Here is a 17,452-nt window from a genome sequence, read left to right as displayed (position 1 = left end):
CTATGAAAAGGGTAGGTATCCTAGGGGGGACGTTTGATCCGCCCCATATCGGCCATCTAATCGTTGCGAATGAAGTCCTGGATGCATTAAACCTCGATGAAATTAGGTTCATGCCCAATCATGTTCCTCCGCATAAACAGAAGACACAGCAGGTCTCCAATTTGGACAGGCTGTCAATGCTGGAAAATGCCATTAGTGGTCATCCGGGCTTTTTTGTAGAAGATATAGAAATTGAGCGTGAAGGGACATCATTCACCCTCGATACGGTAAAACTATTAAAACATCGCGAGCCTGAGGTCGAATTTTATTTTATCATTGGTGCAGATATGATTGCATATTTGCCTAACTGGCACGGCGTCGATGAATTGATGACATTGATTTCCTTTGTGGGAGTCAAACGGCCAGGGTATGAGGAATCGACCCGCTATCCGATTACGATGGTAGAGATGCCTGAATTGCATTTATCTTCATCGATGATTAGGAAACGGATCAAAGCGGGCCAGACCACCAAATATCTGCTTCCGGACAATGTGCGGGAGTATATAAAGGAGAATGGTTTGTATGAATCGTGAGGTAGCTTTGGAATTGGTGGAAAAACAATTGACTGAGCGTCGTTATCAGCATACGCTTGGCGTGACTGAATCAGCGATTGAATTAGCAAATCGTTACGGCGCAGATGTTAAAAAGGCAGAGCTTGCTGCCATTTTCCATGATTATGCTAAATTTCGTCCTAAAGAGGAAATGCGCGAAATCATCGTTTCACAAGGTATGGCTTCAACACTGCTCGATTTTCATAGCGAGCTTTGGCATGCGCCGGTCGGAGCCTACCTTGTGGAAAAAGAAGCCGGAATAACCAATACGGAGATTCTAGATGCTATTCGTTACCATACTTCAGGCAGAGTCGGTATGACACTGCTTGATAAGATTATTTACTTGGCTGACTATATTGAGCCTGGCCGATTGTTTCCCGGGGTTGAAGAAGTACGAGAAACAGCTAAAATTAGCCTAAACCAAGCAGTTATTGAAGCCATGCGTAACACGATCGTTTTTCTAATGAAAAAGAAACAGGCTGTCTATCCTGATACATTCCATTCTTATAACGATTTAATCATGAAGACTAAGGAGAAGATTGAATGACTGAACGTGAACTACTTGTAACCGCAGTAAAAGCTGCTGATGATAAACGTGCTGAGGAAATTGTTGTACTAAATATGAAGGGGATTTCGTTGATATCTGATTATTTCTTAATCTGTCACGGTAACTCCGATAAACAAGTGCAGGCAATTGCCCGCGAACTGAAAAGTAAGGCTGAAGAAAACGGCGTTACAGTTAAACGGATGGAAGGCTTTGATGAAGCGAAATGGATCCTTGTTGACCTTGGCGATGTTATTGCTCATGTATTCCACCGTGATGAAAGAGGCTATTATAAGCTTGAACGCCTTTGGGGCGACGCACCAATAGAAGATTTGAGTGACATGAATTTATGAGTTATGAACGGTTTGCCTATGTCTACGATGACTTGATGAAGGATGCTCCATATGAGAAGTGGCTCGAATTGCTACTTGCAAAAATGGAGCAATATAACGTCGATGGCAAACACGTGCTCGACTTGGCCTGTGGGACGGGAGAATTCACTGTTGAACTTGCAAAGCACGGCTTTACCGTTGCTGGGGTAGACTTGTCTGAAGAAATGCTTTCAATGGCAAATGACAAGGCTGCTAATGCGGGACTTTCCCTCTCATTCTTTCAGCAGAACATGGCTGAACTTGAAGGCCTAGGCACCTATGACACAGTCACATTATTTTGTGATTCGCTTAACTACCTTCGCGAAGAAGAGGATATCTCCAAAACGTTTGCTGGAGTTTATACCCATCTCCGCGAAGACGGACTATTCCTCTTCGATGTCCACTCTGTTTACAAAATGGAAAAGGTCTTTGCCAATCAAACCTTTGCCTTATCAGATGAAGACGTATCGTATATTTGGGAATGCTTCCCTGGTGAAGCCGAACACAGTGTTGAACATGAACTCAGCTTTTTCATTCGTGATGAGGAAAGCGGGATGTACGACCGTTTTGATGAATTCCATTATCAACGGACCTATCAACACTCACATTACCGCGCCTTACTAGAAGCAGCCGGTTTTGAGGTGCTTGAACTTCTATCTGATCTTGAGGATGAACCGATTCATGCAGAAACCGAGCGCATTCTATTTGTCTCAAGAAAAAAATAAATTAAGCAAAAAGGGCCGAATAGGAAACTATTCAGCCCTTTTTTTGTGGAGTTTTCTCATTGCTCAACGTATCCATCTCTATCTCGGTATCATCAGACGGCTTTCTTGAACCATAAATAAGACTAGGCAAAGCTAAAAGCAGCCCAGCCCCCGGTCACGCTTAAAAATACCCACATAACCATTCCTCCATACCCGAATTAATCCTTTTAAACTAGTTCGCTTTGCTAGATGAGAAAACCTTTTTTGGTTGGGATTAAATATCCTAGATGGGACACGGAAGAAAAATCAACAAATGGCGACACATTTTCAAAAAGATCAAAACTCGCATACCCCGCTGGGTATTTTTGGCCTGAAAATAGTGCCTAGACGGGAATACCTATCTCTCAGACGGGAATAGCTCAAGTCTAGACGGGAATAAGCAATCCTCAGACGGGAATATGAGCTTGCCAAACGGGATTAACGGCGAAAACAGGAGAAATACCCCCCAAGAAAATTCAAGATCAGCTGGGTTTTTAAAAAAATGTAATTAAAGTGGACTTTTAATCAGAGAGACCTTTTCAAAGTGGAGGGCAACAACTAATGGCGACACATTTTCAAAAAGATCAAAACTACCATACCCCGCTGGGTATTTTTGGCCTGAAAATAGTGCCTAGACGGGAATACCTGTCTTTCAGACGGAATATGAACTTGCCAGACGGGATTAACGGCGAAAACAAGAGAAATACCCCCCAAGAAAATCTAAGGACAGCTGAGGTAACCTAAAAATTTATTAAAAAAATTCGCAAGTGGAGGCAGGAATTTCTGCCTTTACTTGCGAATCTTTATTAGTACTTGAGGTCGAATTGTTTTTCAATTTCCTCAAGGTCTTCTGCAAACTTCTCCTGGGTAGCTTCGAATAGTTGATTGAACATGTCCCCTGTTTGTGCTTCGAGTACTTTTATTCCTTCACCGGTTATTCCGCCTTTGACACAGACCTTTTCTTGCAGCGCAGGGAGTGTGTAGATTCCTTTCTGCAGTAAGTCCCCCATTCCAATCAGCATTTTTTCTGTAAGCAGTGTGGCTGTTTTTTTATCGATCGGTGTTGTTTGAACGGCTCCGTCTATGAATGCTTGGGCGAGGAAGCTGATAAAGGCTGGTCCGCAGCTAACAATATCAGATGCTGCGCGCGTTACCTCGTTTTCGATGAGTACAGGTGTTGAGATTCCTTGTGCTAATTCAGTAATTGTTTGCTCCCATTCTGTACTGCACGATTCACCGAAGCTTAGTAATGATACGCCGGACAGTGCACGATTTGTGATGCTGGGTATAAAACGAGCGCAGGAACAGGATATTTGTGATTCTAGCTGTTTAACAGATATTGGACTGGTAATGCTGACGATGCATTTTTTCTGTGTTAAGTAAGGCTTAATTCCTGTGAGGACGCTATTTGAATCTAATGGTTTTACACAAATGAAAAGTAAGTCTGCGGTTTGGGCGAGTTCCTCTGCTGTGTAGGTAACATGTATGTCTGGATATTTATTCTGTAAGGCTAGAGCCTTTTTAGGTGTTCGATTGGTGACCCAAATATCTTTTTCTTCCACTAAATCAGCTTCAAGAAAAGCCTCGAGTAAAATTGACCCCATATTCCCTGTTCCGATTACTCCAATTTTCAAGCTTTCCACCCCTTTCAGTTCAGCGGTACTTCACCTAAAAATATGAAACAAATGCTGTAATTATGTTATATCTATGGAGGTTAAGAGATGGATATTTTACAAAATAAGAAAGTCATTGCTGGCATTGTAGCAGGTTTGGCTGCTGTTACGGGTTATTTCTTCTACCAACAATCAGATCCTTCTATTACAGAGGAACCGCTTTTTGCGGCAAGTCCTGTAGTGGAGCAAGTGGAAAGTCCAGCTGAGGAAGTTAAACCATTAATTATTAAAATTGATGTCAAAGGAGCCGTAGAGTTGCCAGGTGTCTTTATTGCTGATGAAGGAGATAGGGTAATCGATTTAATTGATGATGCTGGGGGATTTCATCCTGATGCAGATCGAGATAAGGTGAATCTTGCTCAGTTGGTCAAGGATCAGATGGTGATTTATGTACCGAAAGTTGGCGAGGAAACAGAGACTCTCCCACAGGATGCTGCAGCTACAGTAAGCGGACCGGCAGGGGGAGATAAGGATGGTGGTATGATCAATCTAAACACTGCAACAGAAACCGAGCTCATGACCTTGACAGGAGTGGGTCCTTCTAAGGCAGCTGCGATTATAGAATACCGAGAAAAAAGTCCTTTTCAATCAATAGAAGATTTAAAAAAGGTTTCTGGTATTGGGGACAAGACCTTTGAAAAGCTGCAGGATTCGATTACGATTAAGTAACTGCTCTACCCAAAAGAGAAGGGACAAGGTAAAATGGAGGAAAATCAGTTTACTTTGTAAAGGGGAGAACAACATGAACCGAATTAGCTGGGACCAATATTTCATGGCGCAAAGCCATTTATTAGCATTACGAAGCACATGTACACGTTTGACGGTAGGGGCAACGATTGTAAGGGATAACCGAATTATTGCTGGAGGCTATAACGGGTCTATTGCCGGTGGTACACATTGTATCGATGATGGCTGCTATGTAATCGACAATCATTGTGTCCGGACGATTCATGCCGAGATGAATGCGATTATCCAATGTGCTAAGTTTGGTGTCCCGACGGAAGGTTCAACGATTTATGTAACTCACTTCCCGTGTTTGCAGTGTTGTAAGTCGTTAATTCAAGCAGGGGTTAAGGCTGTTTATTACGCTGTTGATTATAAAAATCATCCTTATGCAATGGAATTATTTGCTCAGGCAGGCGTTAAAGTCAAACAAGTGCATACGAAAAATATTATTGATCTTCAACGTGAAGAAAAACAGGATTTTATTCATCAATTGCTGGAAGAACTCGCGGAAAAAGGGGATCAAGAGAAAATTAATGCCCTTAAAGAGCAAGCAGAACAGTTATTTTCTCACGAATAAGATAGGAGGTCTAAATGGCCAAATCGCTTACTATAGCTGCATTTTCCGCCACGTTAGGCGTGGCGGTAATCTCTTTTCCAGGCTGGAAGTCTATTACATGTATCGTCCTCTATTTTCTTTTCCTCCTTTTTACTCAACGAACGAAGCATCTCTTCTATTATTTCCTCATTTTTATCATTTTCGTACTAGTTGCTTCTTGGAATAATCATCGAAATGTTACGACATTCACAGGAGCTGAGACACAGCAGATTATTTATTTTACAGAACTGCCTGATATTGATGGAAATATCTTAAGGGGAAAGGTCGATACCGTAGCAGGTGAACAGCTGATGCTGCAATATAAAATTAAGTCGGAACAAGAGAAAGTTCAGCTGCAAACTGGTTTAAAAATCGGAGTCTCCTGTCCAATATCGGGAAGTCTTGCTGAACCGGAGGGAAGACGTAATCCAAATGGGTTTAATTATAATCGATACCTCGAATTACACTCGATTTTTTGGATTTTTAAAGCTGACACGCTTTCGTTACCTACATGCAGTGTGGAAAAACAAACGTTTGTACAGAGCATTCGTGATTTTAGAAGTGAGGCTGTTTTTTATGTGAATGATCATTTTCCAAAAGAATCAAGTGGATTTGTGAACGCCTTGTTATTTGGTGACCAGAGGTGGATTGATGAAGATGAGTTGGTTACCTATCAGCGACTGGGCCTTGTGCATCTGCTCGCTATTTCCGGGCTTCATGTCAGTTTCCTTGCTGGATTTATATTTTATCTGGGTATCCGTATAGGGGTGACTCGAGAGCGGATGACGCTCAGTATGCTCTTACTTCTGCCTATTTATATCATTCTTTCGGGTGCAAGTCCCTCTGTTCTTAGATCGTGTTTTATGGCCATGCTGTTTTTTGCTGCTTCACTTAGTAAAAAACGTCTATCTGCAGGTGAAATCATCGCGTCGATCTACTTACTCCTCCTTTTATATAACCCTAACTTTCTTTATAACATTGGTTTTGAGCTTTCTTTTTCCGTAGCTTTTTCTATTATCATGTCAGGCGGTGTGATTCAACGCTATTCGAATAAGCTTATGCAGCTGCTAGTGATTAGTGTGATTTGTCAGTTGGCTGCATTACCCATCCTCCTTTATTATTTTTATGAGGTATCGCTGCTTGGGATCTTTCTGAACGTTTTATTTGTCCCCATCTATTCAAGCATTTTGCTGCCATTTTCGATCGTTGTACTCTTATTACATTTAGTGTCGACGGCGCTTGCTGACCCTTTCTTGTATATGTTAAACGGTACATTTTTGCTGTGCAATCGAATAGCAGATCTGGTTGTCCATATTCCGCTTGCTTCCGTGACATTCGGAAAGCCAGCTTTTTGGGTTTTACTGCTTCTTGTAGTCGCGGTTTTTGGGTTGTTCATCTGTTGGGATACAGAGTCAAAGTACAGTAAAACAGCTCGGTACTTACTTATTTCACTCCTCGTCTTCCAATACAATATTCAAAAGTTATCACCATTTGGTGAAATTCTGTTTGTGGATATTGGTCAAGGTGATTGTATCTTTATTAAACTTCCCTATAACCGTGGTAATTACTTAATTGATACTGGAGGCAGTATTGAATTTAACCAGGAAGCGTGGATGGAGCGGCGTAAAACGTATAATACAGCTGAAGATATAATTATTCCATTGTTAAAAAGTAAAGGCATTCATCATCTTGATAAGTTAATTTTGACCCATCCAGATGCGGATCATATTGGAAGTGCGAAGGAGGTTCTTCAACATATACCTGTGAAAAGTATTGTAATCGGGAGAGAAAGTGAAAGTGATTATATGGATAAGGACTTTGTGGAAGTAGCGAAATTAAAAGGTATTCCCATTCAGACGCTTCAGCGGGGAGATAAATGGGAAGCTGGCGGGGTGAATTTTCATGTGCTTCATCCGTATAAGAAAGAAGAGAATACCAATGATGCTTCGATTGTCTTGTATGCAAAAATGGGTGGATTAACATGGTTGTTTACAGGAGATTTTGGCATGGAGGGAGAACCGGAGCTTGTTGCTACCTATCCAACGCTTCGGGCAGATGTTCTGAAAGCGGGTCATCATGGAAGTAAGACGGCATCTTCAGAAGAATTGGTGGCAACAATATTGCCTAAAGTGGGTGTTATATCAGCTGGAAAGAATAATCGCTATGGTCATCCCCACCAGGAGGTCATTGATGTCTTTAATAAGAACGGTGTGAAAATATTTCGCACTGACAGCCATGGGGCAATTACGTATCGTTTTAAAAAAAGTACTGGAACCTTTTCAACACAACTGCCATAGGATGTCAGTATCAGAAACGAGAAAAATAAAAGAGACTGCATCTGCAGCCTCCAAGCTAGAAAGTTTATCCCAGTCAACTTATCAAGCAGGTCGTATTTTTTAGTCTATGTATACGACTAATTAAGAGCCAATTACTTGTACAGCAACAGCAATCGTGAACAAGAGTGCAAAAAATACGAAAGAAGCAATAAAGCCTACTGCTGAGTCGCCAACGTCATTCCGCTTTGTTTGTACATTTTTTTCAAATTCATTCATAATATACCCCTCCTATTTCACTTAATAGTATAAGCGATACCTAGAAAAAAATCTACCGCTCCCAAACCACTGCCTGTAAAAATATGTTGAAACTTACCAATTCGACCAGCTTTTTTTGTTCCCAAGAGTTAACACAAATACTTTGGACGTACGGGGCTAAAATAATTGTACGGCGCACCGTTCCAATCTAAAAAGAACATTATTTCAGTCAGTCGACTGTCGGTCCATGTTCGGTACTATAACCGCTGTTTAGGAAGTTAAACCTAGGGACTTGCTTACAGCGTTCATATAGATTGGGAATCGGTGCCAATGCTGACCGATTCCCTTATTCTGCCGTTTTTTATTCTTACTTAAAGGGTTGTCAAATCGCTTTTGCATCTATACCATAAAGGGATAAGAATACATAAAAAGAGGCGGAATTATTTTGGTATTGGATGTTTGGAAAGATATAAAGAGAAAACAGTTTGCCCCTGTTTATTTGTTGCTTGGCAATGAGAGTTATTTAATCAATGAGACGAAGCAGCTATTAATTGAGCATGCATTGAGCGAAGATGAGTTGGATTTTAATTTTGCTCAATTTGATTTGGAAGAGACCCCAATTGAAACGGCTTTGGAAGATGCGGAAACGATGCCGTTTATTGGGGAGCGGCGTTTGGTATTCTTGATGAATCCATTTTTTTTAACTGCGGAGAAAAATAAGTCAAAAGTAGAGCATAACGTAAAAAAACTTGAACAATATTTGGCTGATCCTGCTCCTTTTTCTATTATTGTTTTAGTCGCTCCGTATGAAAAGTTGGATGAACGGAAAAAGATAACGAAGGAATTAAAACGGAATGCAGCTCTTTTTGAGGCAAAGAAGCTTTCGGAACACGACTTGAAGACCTGGACTAGAGAAAGAGCCGCTGCAGCACAAGTTGAAATGGATGATTCTGCAATTGAAATGTTACTTGAGCTTGCAGGGACTAACTTAATGATGCTGGCAAATGAAATGGATAAGATGATTTTGTATGTGGAGGAAGAACGAACAATTGATGTAGAAACAGTTGAAAAGCTTGTGGCAAAATCGCTTGAGCAGAATGTTTTTACACTGGTTGATCATCTTTTACAGCGTAACATCGAACCTGCTTTGACTATTTATCATGAATTGTTGCGGCAGAATGAAGAACCGATTAAGATTTTGGGTGTCATTGCTAGTCAAGTCCGTTTAATGTACCAGGTGAAGGGACTTTCAAAGCAAGGCTATAGTCAGCAAAAAATTGCCTCTGCCTTAAAAATACATCCTTATCGAGTGAAACTGGCCTTTCAGAAAAATGGGAAATTCGATGAACGTGAACTGTTAGCGATTATTAATGATCTTGCGGAAGCGGATTACAAGATGAAAACGGGTCAAATTGAAAAAGCAATTGCACTTGAATTATTGTTGATGAAAATGAGATAAAGACATAAAAAAGAGGCGTTGGAAGTGTTCCAACGCCTTTTTGCATACAAAAAAAACGACCCGAATGGATCGTTAATTTGAACTCATTAAAAATTAAGCGTTTAATGAATTAAGTCTCTTAGTTAAACGAGATTTTTTACGGGCTGCCGCATTTTTATGGATAAGTCCTTTAGATGCAGCTTTGTCTAATTTCTTAGCAGCTGTTAATAAAGCTTCTTTAGCAGTAGCAGCGTTGTCGCCAGCCAATGCAGTTTCAGCAACTTTAACAGATGTACGAACATTAGATTTAACATTTGCGTTACGTAGACGACGTGAATCGTTAGTTTTCACGCGTTTGATAGCAGATTTAATGTTTGGCATTCCGTTCACCTCCTACATAGAAATCGAGATTAAATGGTCCCGACTTTTCAAATCTATACTAAATAGCACAAATTATATTTTATCAGACACTGTTATATAATGCAATATCTGAATCAGAATCGAAAAGAATTATGTCTCATCTAAGCTATATCTCGTTAAAGGTATTGTACCAGAGTTATGAATAATAAAAAAGAAATATCGGCAAAATGTTAAAGAAAAACAATTGCAACTATTTTATGTGAGGTGTGAGCAGCGGTGGAAAAAAAACTAGATTTACGGAATTACGGGGTTCGGACCGACTTAGCCATTGAAGCAAGAGAGTTAGTACTTGGTGAAAAAGGGGTAGCTGGGGAAGATAATATTTCGCATTTAAACGGTGTCGTAATCAAAGAACGGAATGTTGATGACTTAAAAATTAGTTTAGTTGAAATAGATAAGGACGGAGAAGAAGTAGTTGGGAAAAAAGCGGGAAGGTATCTTACTTTAGAAGTTCAGGGAATTCGTCAACAGGATACAGATCTTCAAATGGTTGTTGAAAAGGTGTTCGCCCAAGAACTAGCCAATTTCTTAAAAGAGGTGCAAGTGGAAAAAGCGAGTAGTTGTTTAGTAGTGGGGCTTGGTAATTGGAATGTCACTCCTGATGCCTTAGGTCCAGCTGTGGTTGAAAACTTGGTTATCACCAGACATTTGTTTGAGTTGCAGCCAGAATCGGTGAAAGAAGGGTATCGGCCTGTTAGCGGCATTGCTCCTGGTGTAATGGGCATTACGGGGATAGAGACCAGCGATATTATTAAAGGAGTGATTGAAAAGAGTAAGCCGGATTTTGTCTTAGTCATTGATGCATTGGCAGCGGCATCTATCGATCGAGTCAACTCGACCATTCAGATTACTGATACTGGAATTCATCCTGGTTCAGGTGTGGGTAATAAACGGAAGGAATTAAGTCAAGAAACACTAGGGGTTCCAGTTATTGCGATAGGTGTTCCAACGGTGGTGGATGCCGTCTCTATTACAAGTGACACCATTGATTATATTCTTAAACATTTTGGCAGTGAAATGAAAGCTAGTCAAAGTCCGTCAAGAGCCTTGACCCCTGCAGGATTTACACTCGGTAAACGAAAAAAATTAGCAGAAGAGGATTTGCCTGATGAGCAGCATCGACAAACCTTTATGGGCATTGTTGGAACGCTGGCAGACGATGAAAAAAAGAAGCTGATCTATGAAGTGTTATCACCAATCGGTCATAATTTAATGGTCACGCCCAAGGAAGTGGATGTGTTTGTTGAAGATATGGCTAATCTATTGGCAAATGGGATAAACGCGGCATTACACGATGCAGTTAATCAGGAAAATACCGGTTACTATACACGTTGAGTTTGTGATTTTGGGTTCTACTCTTTCTAGTAAAGTCATATGAATTACTAGACAAGTTACTGAAAGGGTGGAAGGAATGAAAAGAAACCGGCCTGCAGATTTCGTCGCCGTCATCCATATATCAACCATTATAAAAGGGCTTCTTGCCATTCTAGCTACACTTCTGCTGTTTTTTGCAGTCAGTGGTCTGTTAACGTCCTTACGTCCAGAATATCGTCTTTCATCAGAATCAGTGAATACTGTAACCAACCAATTTTCCGGCAAGGTTTTATTTTCGTTAATCGCCAATGAAAATCACTATTTTAATCACGCACTTCCAGGTGGACAAGCTGATACGGGACTCGGTAAACAAATCCTTAAAGCTTCAACCAATATTTCACTTGATGATCCACGAAGCTTGCTGGGAAGGGAGCTGCCTGGTTTTTCGATTTTTGATAATCAAATTCTTGTCGCCGGTAAAGATGCGAATTATACGAACATGCCTTATGAATCTGCACCGCCTCTTGATGTATTAAATGAAGAAAGGGAAGCTGCTCTACAGAATGTCGACACCATTGCAGAACCGGATCAAACACCTTCCAAGCAGCCAAGTCTGACAACCGAAGGCAGAAAAGTGGTTGAGATTTATCACACACATAATCGAGAATCGTATTTACCTTACTTAAAAGGTGTCACGAATCCGAATCAAGCTTACCATTCCAAAATCAATGTGACCAAGCTAGGCGCCCAGCTTCAAAAGGATCTTGAGGAAAAAGGGATTGGGGCATCCTTAAATAAAACAGATATTCAGGGGCAAATGAATAAAAAAGGGCTAACCTATGGAAAATCTTATTTGGAATCACGAACTGCTGTAAAGACGGCAATGGCAGCAAACCAGGATATCCAATATTTGATCGACATTCACCGGGATTCAAAACGTAAAAAAGACACAACGCGTGTGATTAACGGAAAAACGTATGCACGTATAGCGTTTGTCATTGGAGGAAAGAATACGAATTACGAAAAGAATGCGGAATTAGCTGGGAAAATGCATAAAGCGATGGAAAAAAAATATCCTGGTCTTTCGTGGGGAATCAGTCTACAAAAGAAATCAGGGCAAAATGGAATCTACAATCAAGATTTGTCTGGAAACGCTATGTTGATTGAGATTGGCGGGGTGGATAATACTTTCGAGGAAATGTTTCTAACAACCGATGCATTTGCCGATGTCTTTAGTGAAATCTACTGGAATGCTCAAGAAGTTAGTAAACCAGCTGAAACGTCTTCTGAATAAAGGAAAGAAGGGTAGGCATGTTCCGATTTAGCGTAATCTGTACATTTGCTGTTTTACTCCTGTTTTTTGGCGTGTTGCTCGGTATGCAATTTGCTAATCAAGGCATGAAAAACATGAAAGGCTACGACGACCCCTCATTATCCAGTGCCTTTTCAGTCGAATCAACAAGCGAAGGAGAAATCCTAGGTCAAACTGTAACCAGCCATGATATTGAAAAAAAGAAACAAAAAATTGAAGAACTAGGTGCCTATAACTTCTTCTCCTCAATAGGCAAAAAGCTATCAACCACAGTTTCTCTCGGATTTGAGAAACTCATCGGTCTCATTTCCGGCACATAAATACGAAAACAGCCCGTCAACAACCTAAAATAAGGTTGGCGGGAATTTTTTTGTTTAAAAAAAGATGAGATAGAAAGAGACAGATGGAACGGAAGGTTGGTTCAGTTCTAGCGATTGCCGCTGTCTATGCAAAAAACCGCTTAAAGTTACCCTTTTTATAAAAACCAACCTGGTTTGGGCTGATACCTTGATGAGTAGATGCCAAGAAAGCTGGAAAGGGAAGCTGATTCGGCCCAAACGAGAAAACATTCGGCCCAAACGAGAAAACATTCGGCCCATTCTCGGGATGATTCAGCCCATATGAAGAAAGATTTGGCCCTACCGTAAATCAATAGTAGGATCCGCCGCTAGAGATTACGAAAATAAATAAAACCCACAAGTTTGGCCTGATACCTTGATGAGTAGTCGCTATAAAAGCTGGAAAGGGAAGCTGATTCGGCCCTCCCTCTGCCTCCTAATAGAGAAAACTTCACCCCTGCTAGCAAAGTTCATTCGAATCACTAGAGAGAGGTAGTGGTTGTGGGGAAGTTGTATATTCTAGTAAATGCACCGTTTTTAATTGAATCTTATATACTGTACTGATATAATGAAAAATAGTGTATTGTGTCGATAAGTAGGAGTGATTGTATGAATAGAGAAGAGAAATTGGCGAGACAATCGAGAATTCGTAACTTTTCCATTATTGCGCATATTGACCATGGTAAATCTACCTTGGCGGATCGGATTTTGGAAAAGACGAACGCATTGGCTCAGCGTGAAATGAAGAGCCAGCTGTTGGATTCGATGGATCTTGAGCGTGAACGCGGAATTACGATTAAATTGAATGCTGTGCAACTGAAATATAACGCAAAGGATGGCGAGGAATATACCTTCCATCTGATTGATACACCTGGACATGTCGATTTTACGTATGAAGTTTCACGGAGCCTTGCAGCTTGTGAAGGTGCTGTTCTTGTTGTGGATGCGGCTCAGGGTATTGAGGCTCAAACATTAGCGAATGTTTATTTAGCTCTTGATAATAACCTTGAAATCATTCCAGTTATCAATAAAATTGATCTTCCGAGTGCAGAACCTGAACGAGTTCGTCAAGAGATTGAAGACGTTATCGGTTTGGATGCATCAGATGCTGTTCTTGCTTCTGCAAAAGCAGGTATTGGAATTGAAGAAATTCTTGAACAGGTTGTGGAACTTGTTCCACCGCCTCTGGGTGATCCTGATGCACCTTTGAAAGCTTTGATTTTTGATTCTATTTATGATGCCTATCGCGGGGTAGTTGCCTATATCCGTGTATTCGATGGGACGATTAAGCCGGGTGATAAAATTAAAATGATGGCTACAGGCAAGGAATTCGAAGTTATCGAAATCGGTGCATTGACGCCGAAGGTTGAGCTTCGTGATGAACTGACTGTGGGCGACGTTGGCTTTTTAACCGGAGCAATTAAAAACGTTGGGGATACTCGCGTTGGGGATACGATTACTGGTGCTAAAAACAGTGCTACTGAAGCATTGCCGGGTTACCGTAGATTGAATCCGATGGTTTATTGCGGATTGTACCCAATCGATGCATCTAAATTCAATGATTTACGTGATGCTCTTGAAAAATTAGAGCTTAATGATGCTGCGCTTCAATTTGAAGCAGAATCATCACAGGCACTTGGTTTTGGTTTCCGTTGTGGATTCCTTGGCCTTCTTCATATGGAAATTGTGCAAGAACGAATTGAACGTGAATTTAACATTGATTTGATTACTACTGCACCAAGTGTTATCTATGATGTTATTCTGACAGATGGTACAGAATTAAAAGTAGATAATCCGGCTAATATGCCTGAAGCTCAGAAGATTGAACGGGTTGAAGAACCGTATGTAAAAGCAACAATGATGGCGCCTAATGAGTTCGTTGGAACGATTATGGAGCTGGGCCAAAAGAAACGTGGGAACTTCGTCAATATGGAGTACATGGATGAAAATCGGGTCAGCATCGTATATGAAATTCCACTTTCAGAAATTGTCTATGATTTCTTTGATCAATTGAAATCCAATACAAGAGGGTACGCATCATTTGACTATGAGTTGATTGGTTACAGACCGTCGAAACTAGTCAAAATGGATATTCTTCTGAATTCGGAAACGGTTGATGCATTGAGCTTTATCGTGCATACTGACTTTTCATATGAACGCGGTAAGCTGATTGTTGAGAAATTGAAAAAACTAATTCCAAGACAGCAATTTGAAGTACCTATTCAAGCGGCGATTGGGCAAAAGATTGTTGCACGTTCGAGCATTAGCGCAATGCGTAAAAACGTTTTGGCAAAGTGTTACGGCGGCGATATTTCGCGTAAACGTAAATTGCTTGAAAAGCAAAAAGCAGGTAAAAAACGGATGAAGCAAGTCGGTTCAGTTGAAGTGCCGCAAGAAGCATTTATGGCCGTACTGAAAATGGACGATACGACTCCGAAAAAATAAATGAACGTTGAAAAAAGGGGGTAGGCGCTTGTGCATCTAGCCTCTTTTTCCATCTTAAAAGGTTGTGAACAAATTGATTCAAAGCGCATATATCCATATCCCATTCTGTGAACATATTTGTCACTATTGTGATTTTAATAAAGTTTTCTTGCAAGGTCAGCCAGTTGATGAGTATTTGAAGATGATGAAAAAGGAAATGCAGCTTCAAGTAAAAACGTATCCTAGTGCACCTGAATTGGAAACGATTTTTGTCGGCGGCGGCACGCCTACTTCGTTAAATGAAACTCAACTTCAGTATTTATGTGACTCTATTACGGAAACTTTCACGTTGAAAAAAGACGGGGAATATACGTTTGAAGCCAATCCTGGAGAATTGTCACGGGAAAAGCTTGAAATTCTCTATCAATCGGGCGTGAATCGGTTAAGTTTTGGTGTCCAAAGCTTCACGGATGATTTATTAAAAAGAATTGGCCGGACACATCGTGCAGCGGATGTCTATGAAACGATTGAAAAAGCTCAGTCTGTCGGTTTTACAAATATTAGTATTGATTTAATATACGGACTGCCTGGTCAAACGATGGAAGATTTTACTGACACACTTGATAAGGCGTTGGCGCTTGATCTTCCGCATTATTCGAGCTATTCCTTAATTGTTGAGCCAAAAACTGTTTTTTATAATCTCATGCAAAAGGGGAAACTACATTTACCGCCTCAAGATCTCGAAGCGAGTATGTATGAAAAACTGATGGAAACGATGGAAAAGCATAATTTGCATCAATATGAAATCAGTAATTTTGCTCGGACAGGTTTTGAAAGTCGGCATAACTTAACGTATTGGAACAATGAGGAGTATTACGGAATTGGAGCCGGTGCCCACGGCTATACTGGCGGAAACCGAATTGCGAACCATGGACCAGTGAAAAAGTATATGACCCCGCTTCAAGCCAATGAACTGCCTGTTCTAGAAACGCATGTTGTCCCTCTTAACGAAAAGATGGAAGAAGAAATGTTTCTCGGATTGCGAAAGACTGCCGGTGTTTCTATGCAGCACTTTAAAGATAAATTTTTTGTAGAAATGACTGAAGTTTTCGCGAAACCAATCGAAGAGCAGACTCGACACGGCTTATTAGTGCAGGAAAATGATTTTATCCGCTTAACGGAAAAGGGAAAGCTGCTGGGAAATGAAGTTTTCCAAGCGTTTTTAAATAGTTAAATGTAAAAATTTCTTAGAAATAGAGCTACAATCGTTGACATCATTGACGGCTTTTGATAATTTATTAATATATTAGCACTCGCTAAGACAGAGTGCTAACAGAGGTGATCAAAGATGCTAACTGATCGTCAATTATTAGTATTACAAATCATCATTGATGATTTTATCAGTAATGCTCAGCCGGTTGGTTCTAGAAGTTTGTCGAAAAAAGAGGGAATTACCTTTAGCTCGGCAACGATCCGTAATGAAATGTCTGATTTAGAGGACTTGGGCTTTTTAGAAAAAACTCATACTTCTTCAGGCAGGGTACCTTCGGAAAAAGGGTATCGGTATTATGTAGACCATTTGCTTTCACCACAAGCATTGAACAAAGATGACAGATTAATGCTTAAATCGGTGTTTGCAGAACGGATTTATGAGCTGGAGAATATCATTAAGAATTCTGCTAATATTTTGTCTGAATTAACCAATTACACATCGATTGTTCTTGGACCGAAAGTTCATGAGCATAAGCTGCGTAAGATTCAGATAATCCCGATAAATCAAGAAGCAGCGATAGCGATTATCGTAACGGATACTGGTCATGTTGAAAACAAAATGTTTTCCTTGCCGCCGTCATTTGATATAAATGAGCTGGAGAAAGTGGCGAATATTTTAAATGAACGGCTTGTAGGTGTTCCGCTGATTGAATTGAAGGACAAAATATATAAAGAAGTGGCTATGCTATTACGTCAGCACATTCATAGCTACGGCGAACTGGTTTCGTCCCTTGCCGATAGTTTTTCAGGTACTATATCTGAAAAATTGTTTTTCGGTGGAAAAACGAACATGCTTAAGCAGCCGGAATTCCATGATATCGATAAGATAACGTCTTTGCTATCGATGATTGAACAGGAAAAAGGTATTTATGAAATTATTACACAAAACCCTTCCGGTATACATGTTTCGATAGGAAGAGAAAATAAGAACATTATCCTTAAAGATTGCAGTTTAATTACAGCAACTTATTCTGTAGGGAATGAACAAGTAGGCACATTGGCGATTCTGGGACCTACCCGGATGGAATATTCAAGAGTGATTAGTCTGCTGCAGTTCTTCTCCAATGATTTCACTGCACTATTAACGAAGTTGTATCAAAAATAGTTGTAAAGGTTAGAGTGAGGCTAGGGTTACACCTTCTAAACTGTACCTTTCACCAT

17 protein-coding genes are annotated in these 17,452 nt (G+C 40.4%); 14 read left to right on the top strand and 3 right to left on the bottom strand.

Annotation, left to right across the window (positions count from 1 at the left end; all coding sequences use genetic code 11):
• The first annotated feature begins 2 nt into the window (after nucleotides 1-2).
• The 4 genes from MHI18_RS06150 to MHI18_RS06135 are packed head-to-tail and all read left to right on the top strand — an operon-like array spanning nucleotide 3 to nucleotide 2,230.
• A complete protein-coding gene (locus MHI18_RS06150) occupies nucleotides 3-572 on the top strand; it encodes a nicotinate-nucleotide adenylyltransferase (RefSeq protein WP_340846507.1) in 570 nt (189 codons plus the stop codon).
• Nucleotides 562-1,137, top strand: coding sequence for a bis(5'-nucleosyl)-tetraphosphatase (symmetrical) YqeK (gene yqeK, locus MHI18_RS06145; protein ID WP_340846506.1), 576 nt, complete (start codon nucleotides 562-564; stop codon nucleotides 1,135-1,137). The genes MHI18_RS06150 and yqeK overlap by 11 nt, the downstream gene beginning before the upstream one ends.
• The gene (gene rsfS / locus MHI18_RS06140) at nucleotides 1,134-1,487 is read left to right on the top strand and encodes a ribosome silencing factor (RefSeq protein WP_040373871.1); all 354 of its coding nucleotides are present in this window, start codon (nucleotides 1,134-1,136) and stop codon (nucleotides 1,485-1,487) included. Before yqeK ends, rsfS begins: the two co-directional genes overlap by 4 nt.
• A complete protein-coding gene (locus MHI18_RS06135; protein ID WP_340846505.1) occupies nucleotides 1,484-2,230 on the top strand; it encodes a class I SAM-dependent DNA methyltransferase in 747 nt (248 codons plus the stop codon). The genes rsfS and MHI18_RS06135 overlap by 4 nt, the downstream gene beginning before the upstream one ends.
• A gap of 824 nt (nucleotides 2,231-3,054) precedes the next feature.
• Here the strand turns inward: MHI18_RS06135 and comER are convergent.
• The gene (gene comER / locus MHI18_RS06130) at nucleotides 3,055-3,882 is read right to left on the bottom strand and encodes a late competence protein ComER (protein ID WP_340846504.1); all 828 of its coding nucleotides are present in this window, start codon (nucleotides 3,880-3,882) and stop codon (nucleotides 3,055-3,057) included.
• An 87-nt stretch (nucleotides 3,883-3,969) separates the two neighbouring features.
• Here comER and MHI18_RS06125 point away from each other — a divergent pair, with 87 nt between their 5' ends.
• The 3 genes from MHI18_RS06125 to MHI18_RS06115 all read left to right on the top strand — a co-directional run bounded on the left by MHI18_RS06125 (nucleotide 3,970) and on the right by MHI18_RS06115 (nucleotide 7,539).
• Entirely contained in the window at nucleotides 3,970-4,590 is a 621-nt protein-coding gene (locus tag MHI18_RS06125) for a helix-hairpin-helix domain-containing protein (RefSeq protein WP_340846503.1), read from the top strand.
• A 73-nt stretch (nucleotides 4,591-4,663) separates the two neighbouring features.
• A complete protein-coding gene (locus tag MHI18_RS06120; RefSeq protein WP_340846501.1) occupies nucleotides 4,664-5,224 on the top strand; it encodes a ComE operon protein 2 in 561 nt (186 codons plus the stop codon).
• A gap of 14 nt (nucleotides 5,225-5,238) precedes the next feature.
• Nucleotides 5,239-7,539 (top strand): DNA internalization-related competence protein ComEC/Rec2, encoded by a 2,301-nt coding sequence (locus tag MHI18_RS06115; protein ID WP_340846500.1) that lies wholly within the window; start codon nucleotides 5,239-5,241, stop codon nucleotides 7,537-7,539.
• Nucleotides 7,540-7,659: 120 nt separating this feature from the next.
• On the opposite strand, the gene MHI18_RS06110 is transcribed toward MHI18_RS06115, so the two are convergent.
• Nucleotides 7,660-7,794, bottom strand: coding sequence for a YqzM family protein (locus MHI18_RS06110; RefSeq protein WP_040373865.1), 135 nt, complete (start codon nucleotides 7,792-7,794; stop codon nucleotides 7,660-7,662).
• A gap of 424 nt (nucleotides 7,795-8,218) precedes the next feature.
• Between MHI18_RS06110 and holA the strand changes: the two genes are divergently transcribed.
• Nucleotides 8,219-9,232 (top strand): DNA polymerase III subunit delta, encoded by a 1,014-nt coding sequence (holA, locus tag MHI18_RS06105; RefSeq protein WP_340846499.1) that lies wholly within the window; start codon nucleotides 8,219-8,221, stop codon nucleotides 9,230-9,232.
• Nucleotides 9,233-9,325: 93 nt separating this feature from the next.
• Here holA and rpsT read toward each other — a convergent pair whose 3' ends face one another.
• Nucleotides 9,326-9,592, bottom strand: coding sequence for a 30S ribosomal protein S20 (gene rpsT, locus MHI18_RS06100; protein ID WP_040373863.1), 267 nt, complete (start codon nucleotides 9,590-9,592; stop codon nucleotides 9,326-9,328).
• A 255-nt stretch (nucleotides 9,593-9,847) separates the two neighbouring features.
• Between rpsT and gpr the strand changes: the two genes are divergently transcribed.
• The 6 genes from gpr (at nucleotide 9,848) to hrcA (ending at nucleotide 17,396) form a co-directional block, all read left to right on the top strand.
• The gene (gene gpr, locus MHI18_RS06095; protein ID WP_340846498.1) at nucleotides 9,848-10,966 is read left to right on the top strand and encodes a GPR endopeptidase; all 1,119 of its coding nucleotides are present in this window, start codon (nucleotides 9,848-9,850) and stop codon (nucleotides 10,964-10,966) included.
• A gap of 76 nt (nucleotides 10,967-11,042) precedes the next feature.
• Nucleotides 11,043-12,239 carry a stage II sporulation protein P gene (gene spoIIP, locus MHI18_RS06090; protein ID WP_340846497.1) on the top strand — a complete coding sequence of 399 codons (1,197 nt, stop codon included), beginning with the start codon at nucleotides 11,043-11,045 and terminating at the stop codon, nucleotides 12,237-12,239.
• 17 nt (nucleotides 12,240-12,256) lie between these two features.
• On the top strand, nucleotides 12,257-12,577 hold the full coding sequence (locus MHI18_RS06085; RefSeq protein ID WP_340846496.1) for a DUF3679 domain-containing protein: 321 nt from the start codon (nucleotides 12,257-12,259) through the stop codon (nucleotides 12,575-12,577).
• A gap of 627 nt (nucleotides 12,578-13,204) precedes the next feature.
• Nucleotides 13,205-15,040, top strand: coding sequence for a translation elongation factor 4 (gene lepA / locus MHI18_RS06080; protein ID WP_340846495.1), 1,836 nt, complete (start codon nucleotides 13,205-13,207; stop codon nucleotides 15,038-15,040).
• A gap of 73 nt (nucleotides 15,041-15,113) precedes the next feature.
• Nucleotides 15,114-16,253 (top strand): radical SAM family heme chaperone HemW, encoded by a 1,140-nt coding sequence (gene hemW / locus MHI18_RS06075; RefSeq protein WP_445669953.1) that lies wholly within the window; start codon nucleotides 15,114-15,116, stop codon nucleotides 16,251-16,253.
• A 114-nt stretch (nucleotides 16,254-16,367) separates the two neighbouring features.
• A complete protein-coding gene (hrcA, locus tag MHI18_RS06070; RefSeq protein WP_340846494.1) occupies nucleotides 16,368-17,396 on the top strand; it encodes a heat-inducible transcriptional repressor HrcA in 1,029 nt (342 codons plus the stop codon).
• Nucleotides 17,397-17,452 lie beyond the last annotated feature (56 nt).

The sequence above is a fragment of the Peribacillus sp. FSL H8-0477 genome, from assembly GCF_038002765.1.
Classification (GTDB): domain Bacteria; phylum Bacillota; class Bacilli; order Bacillales; family DSM-1321; genus Peribacillus.
The sequence above is the reverse complement of the archived record's forward strand: the minus strand, read 5'-3'. Positions and strand labels throughout refer to the sequence as shown.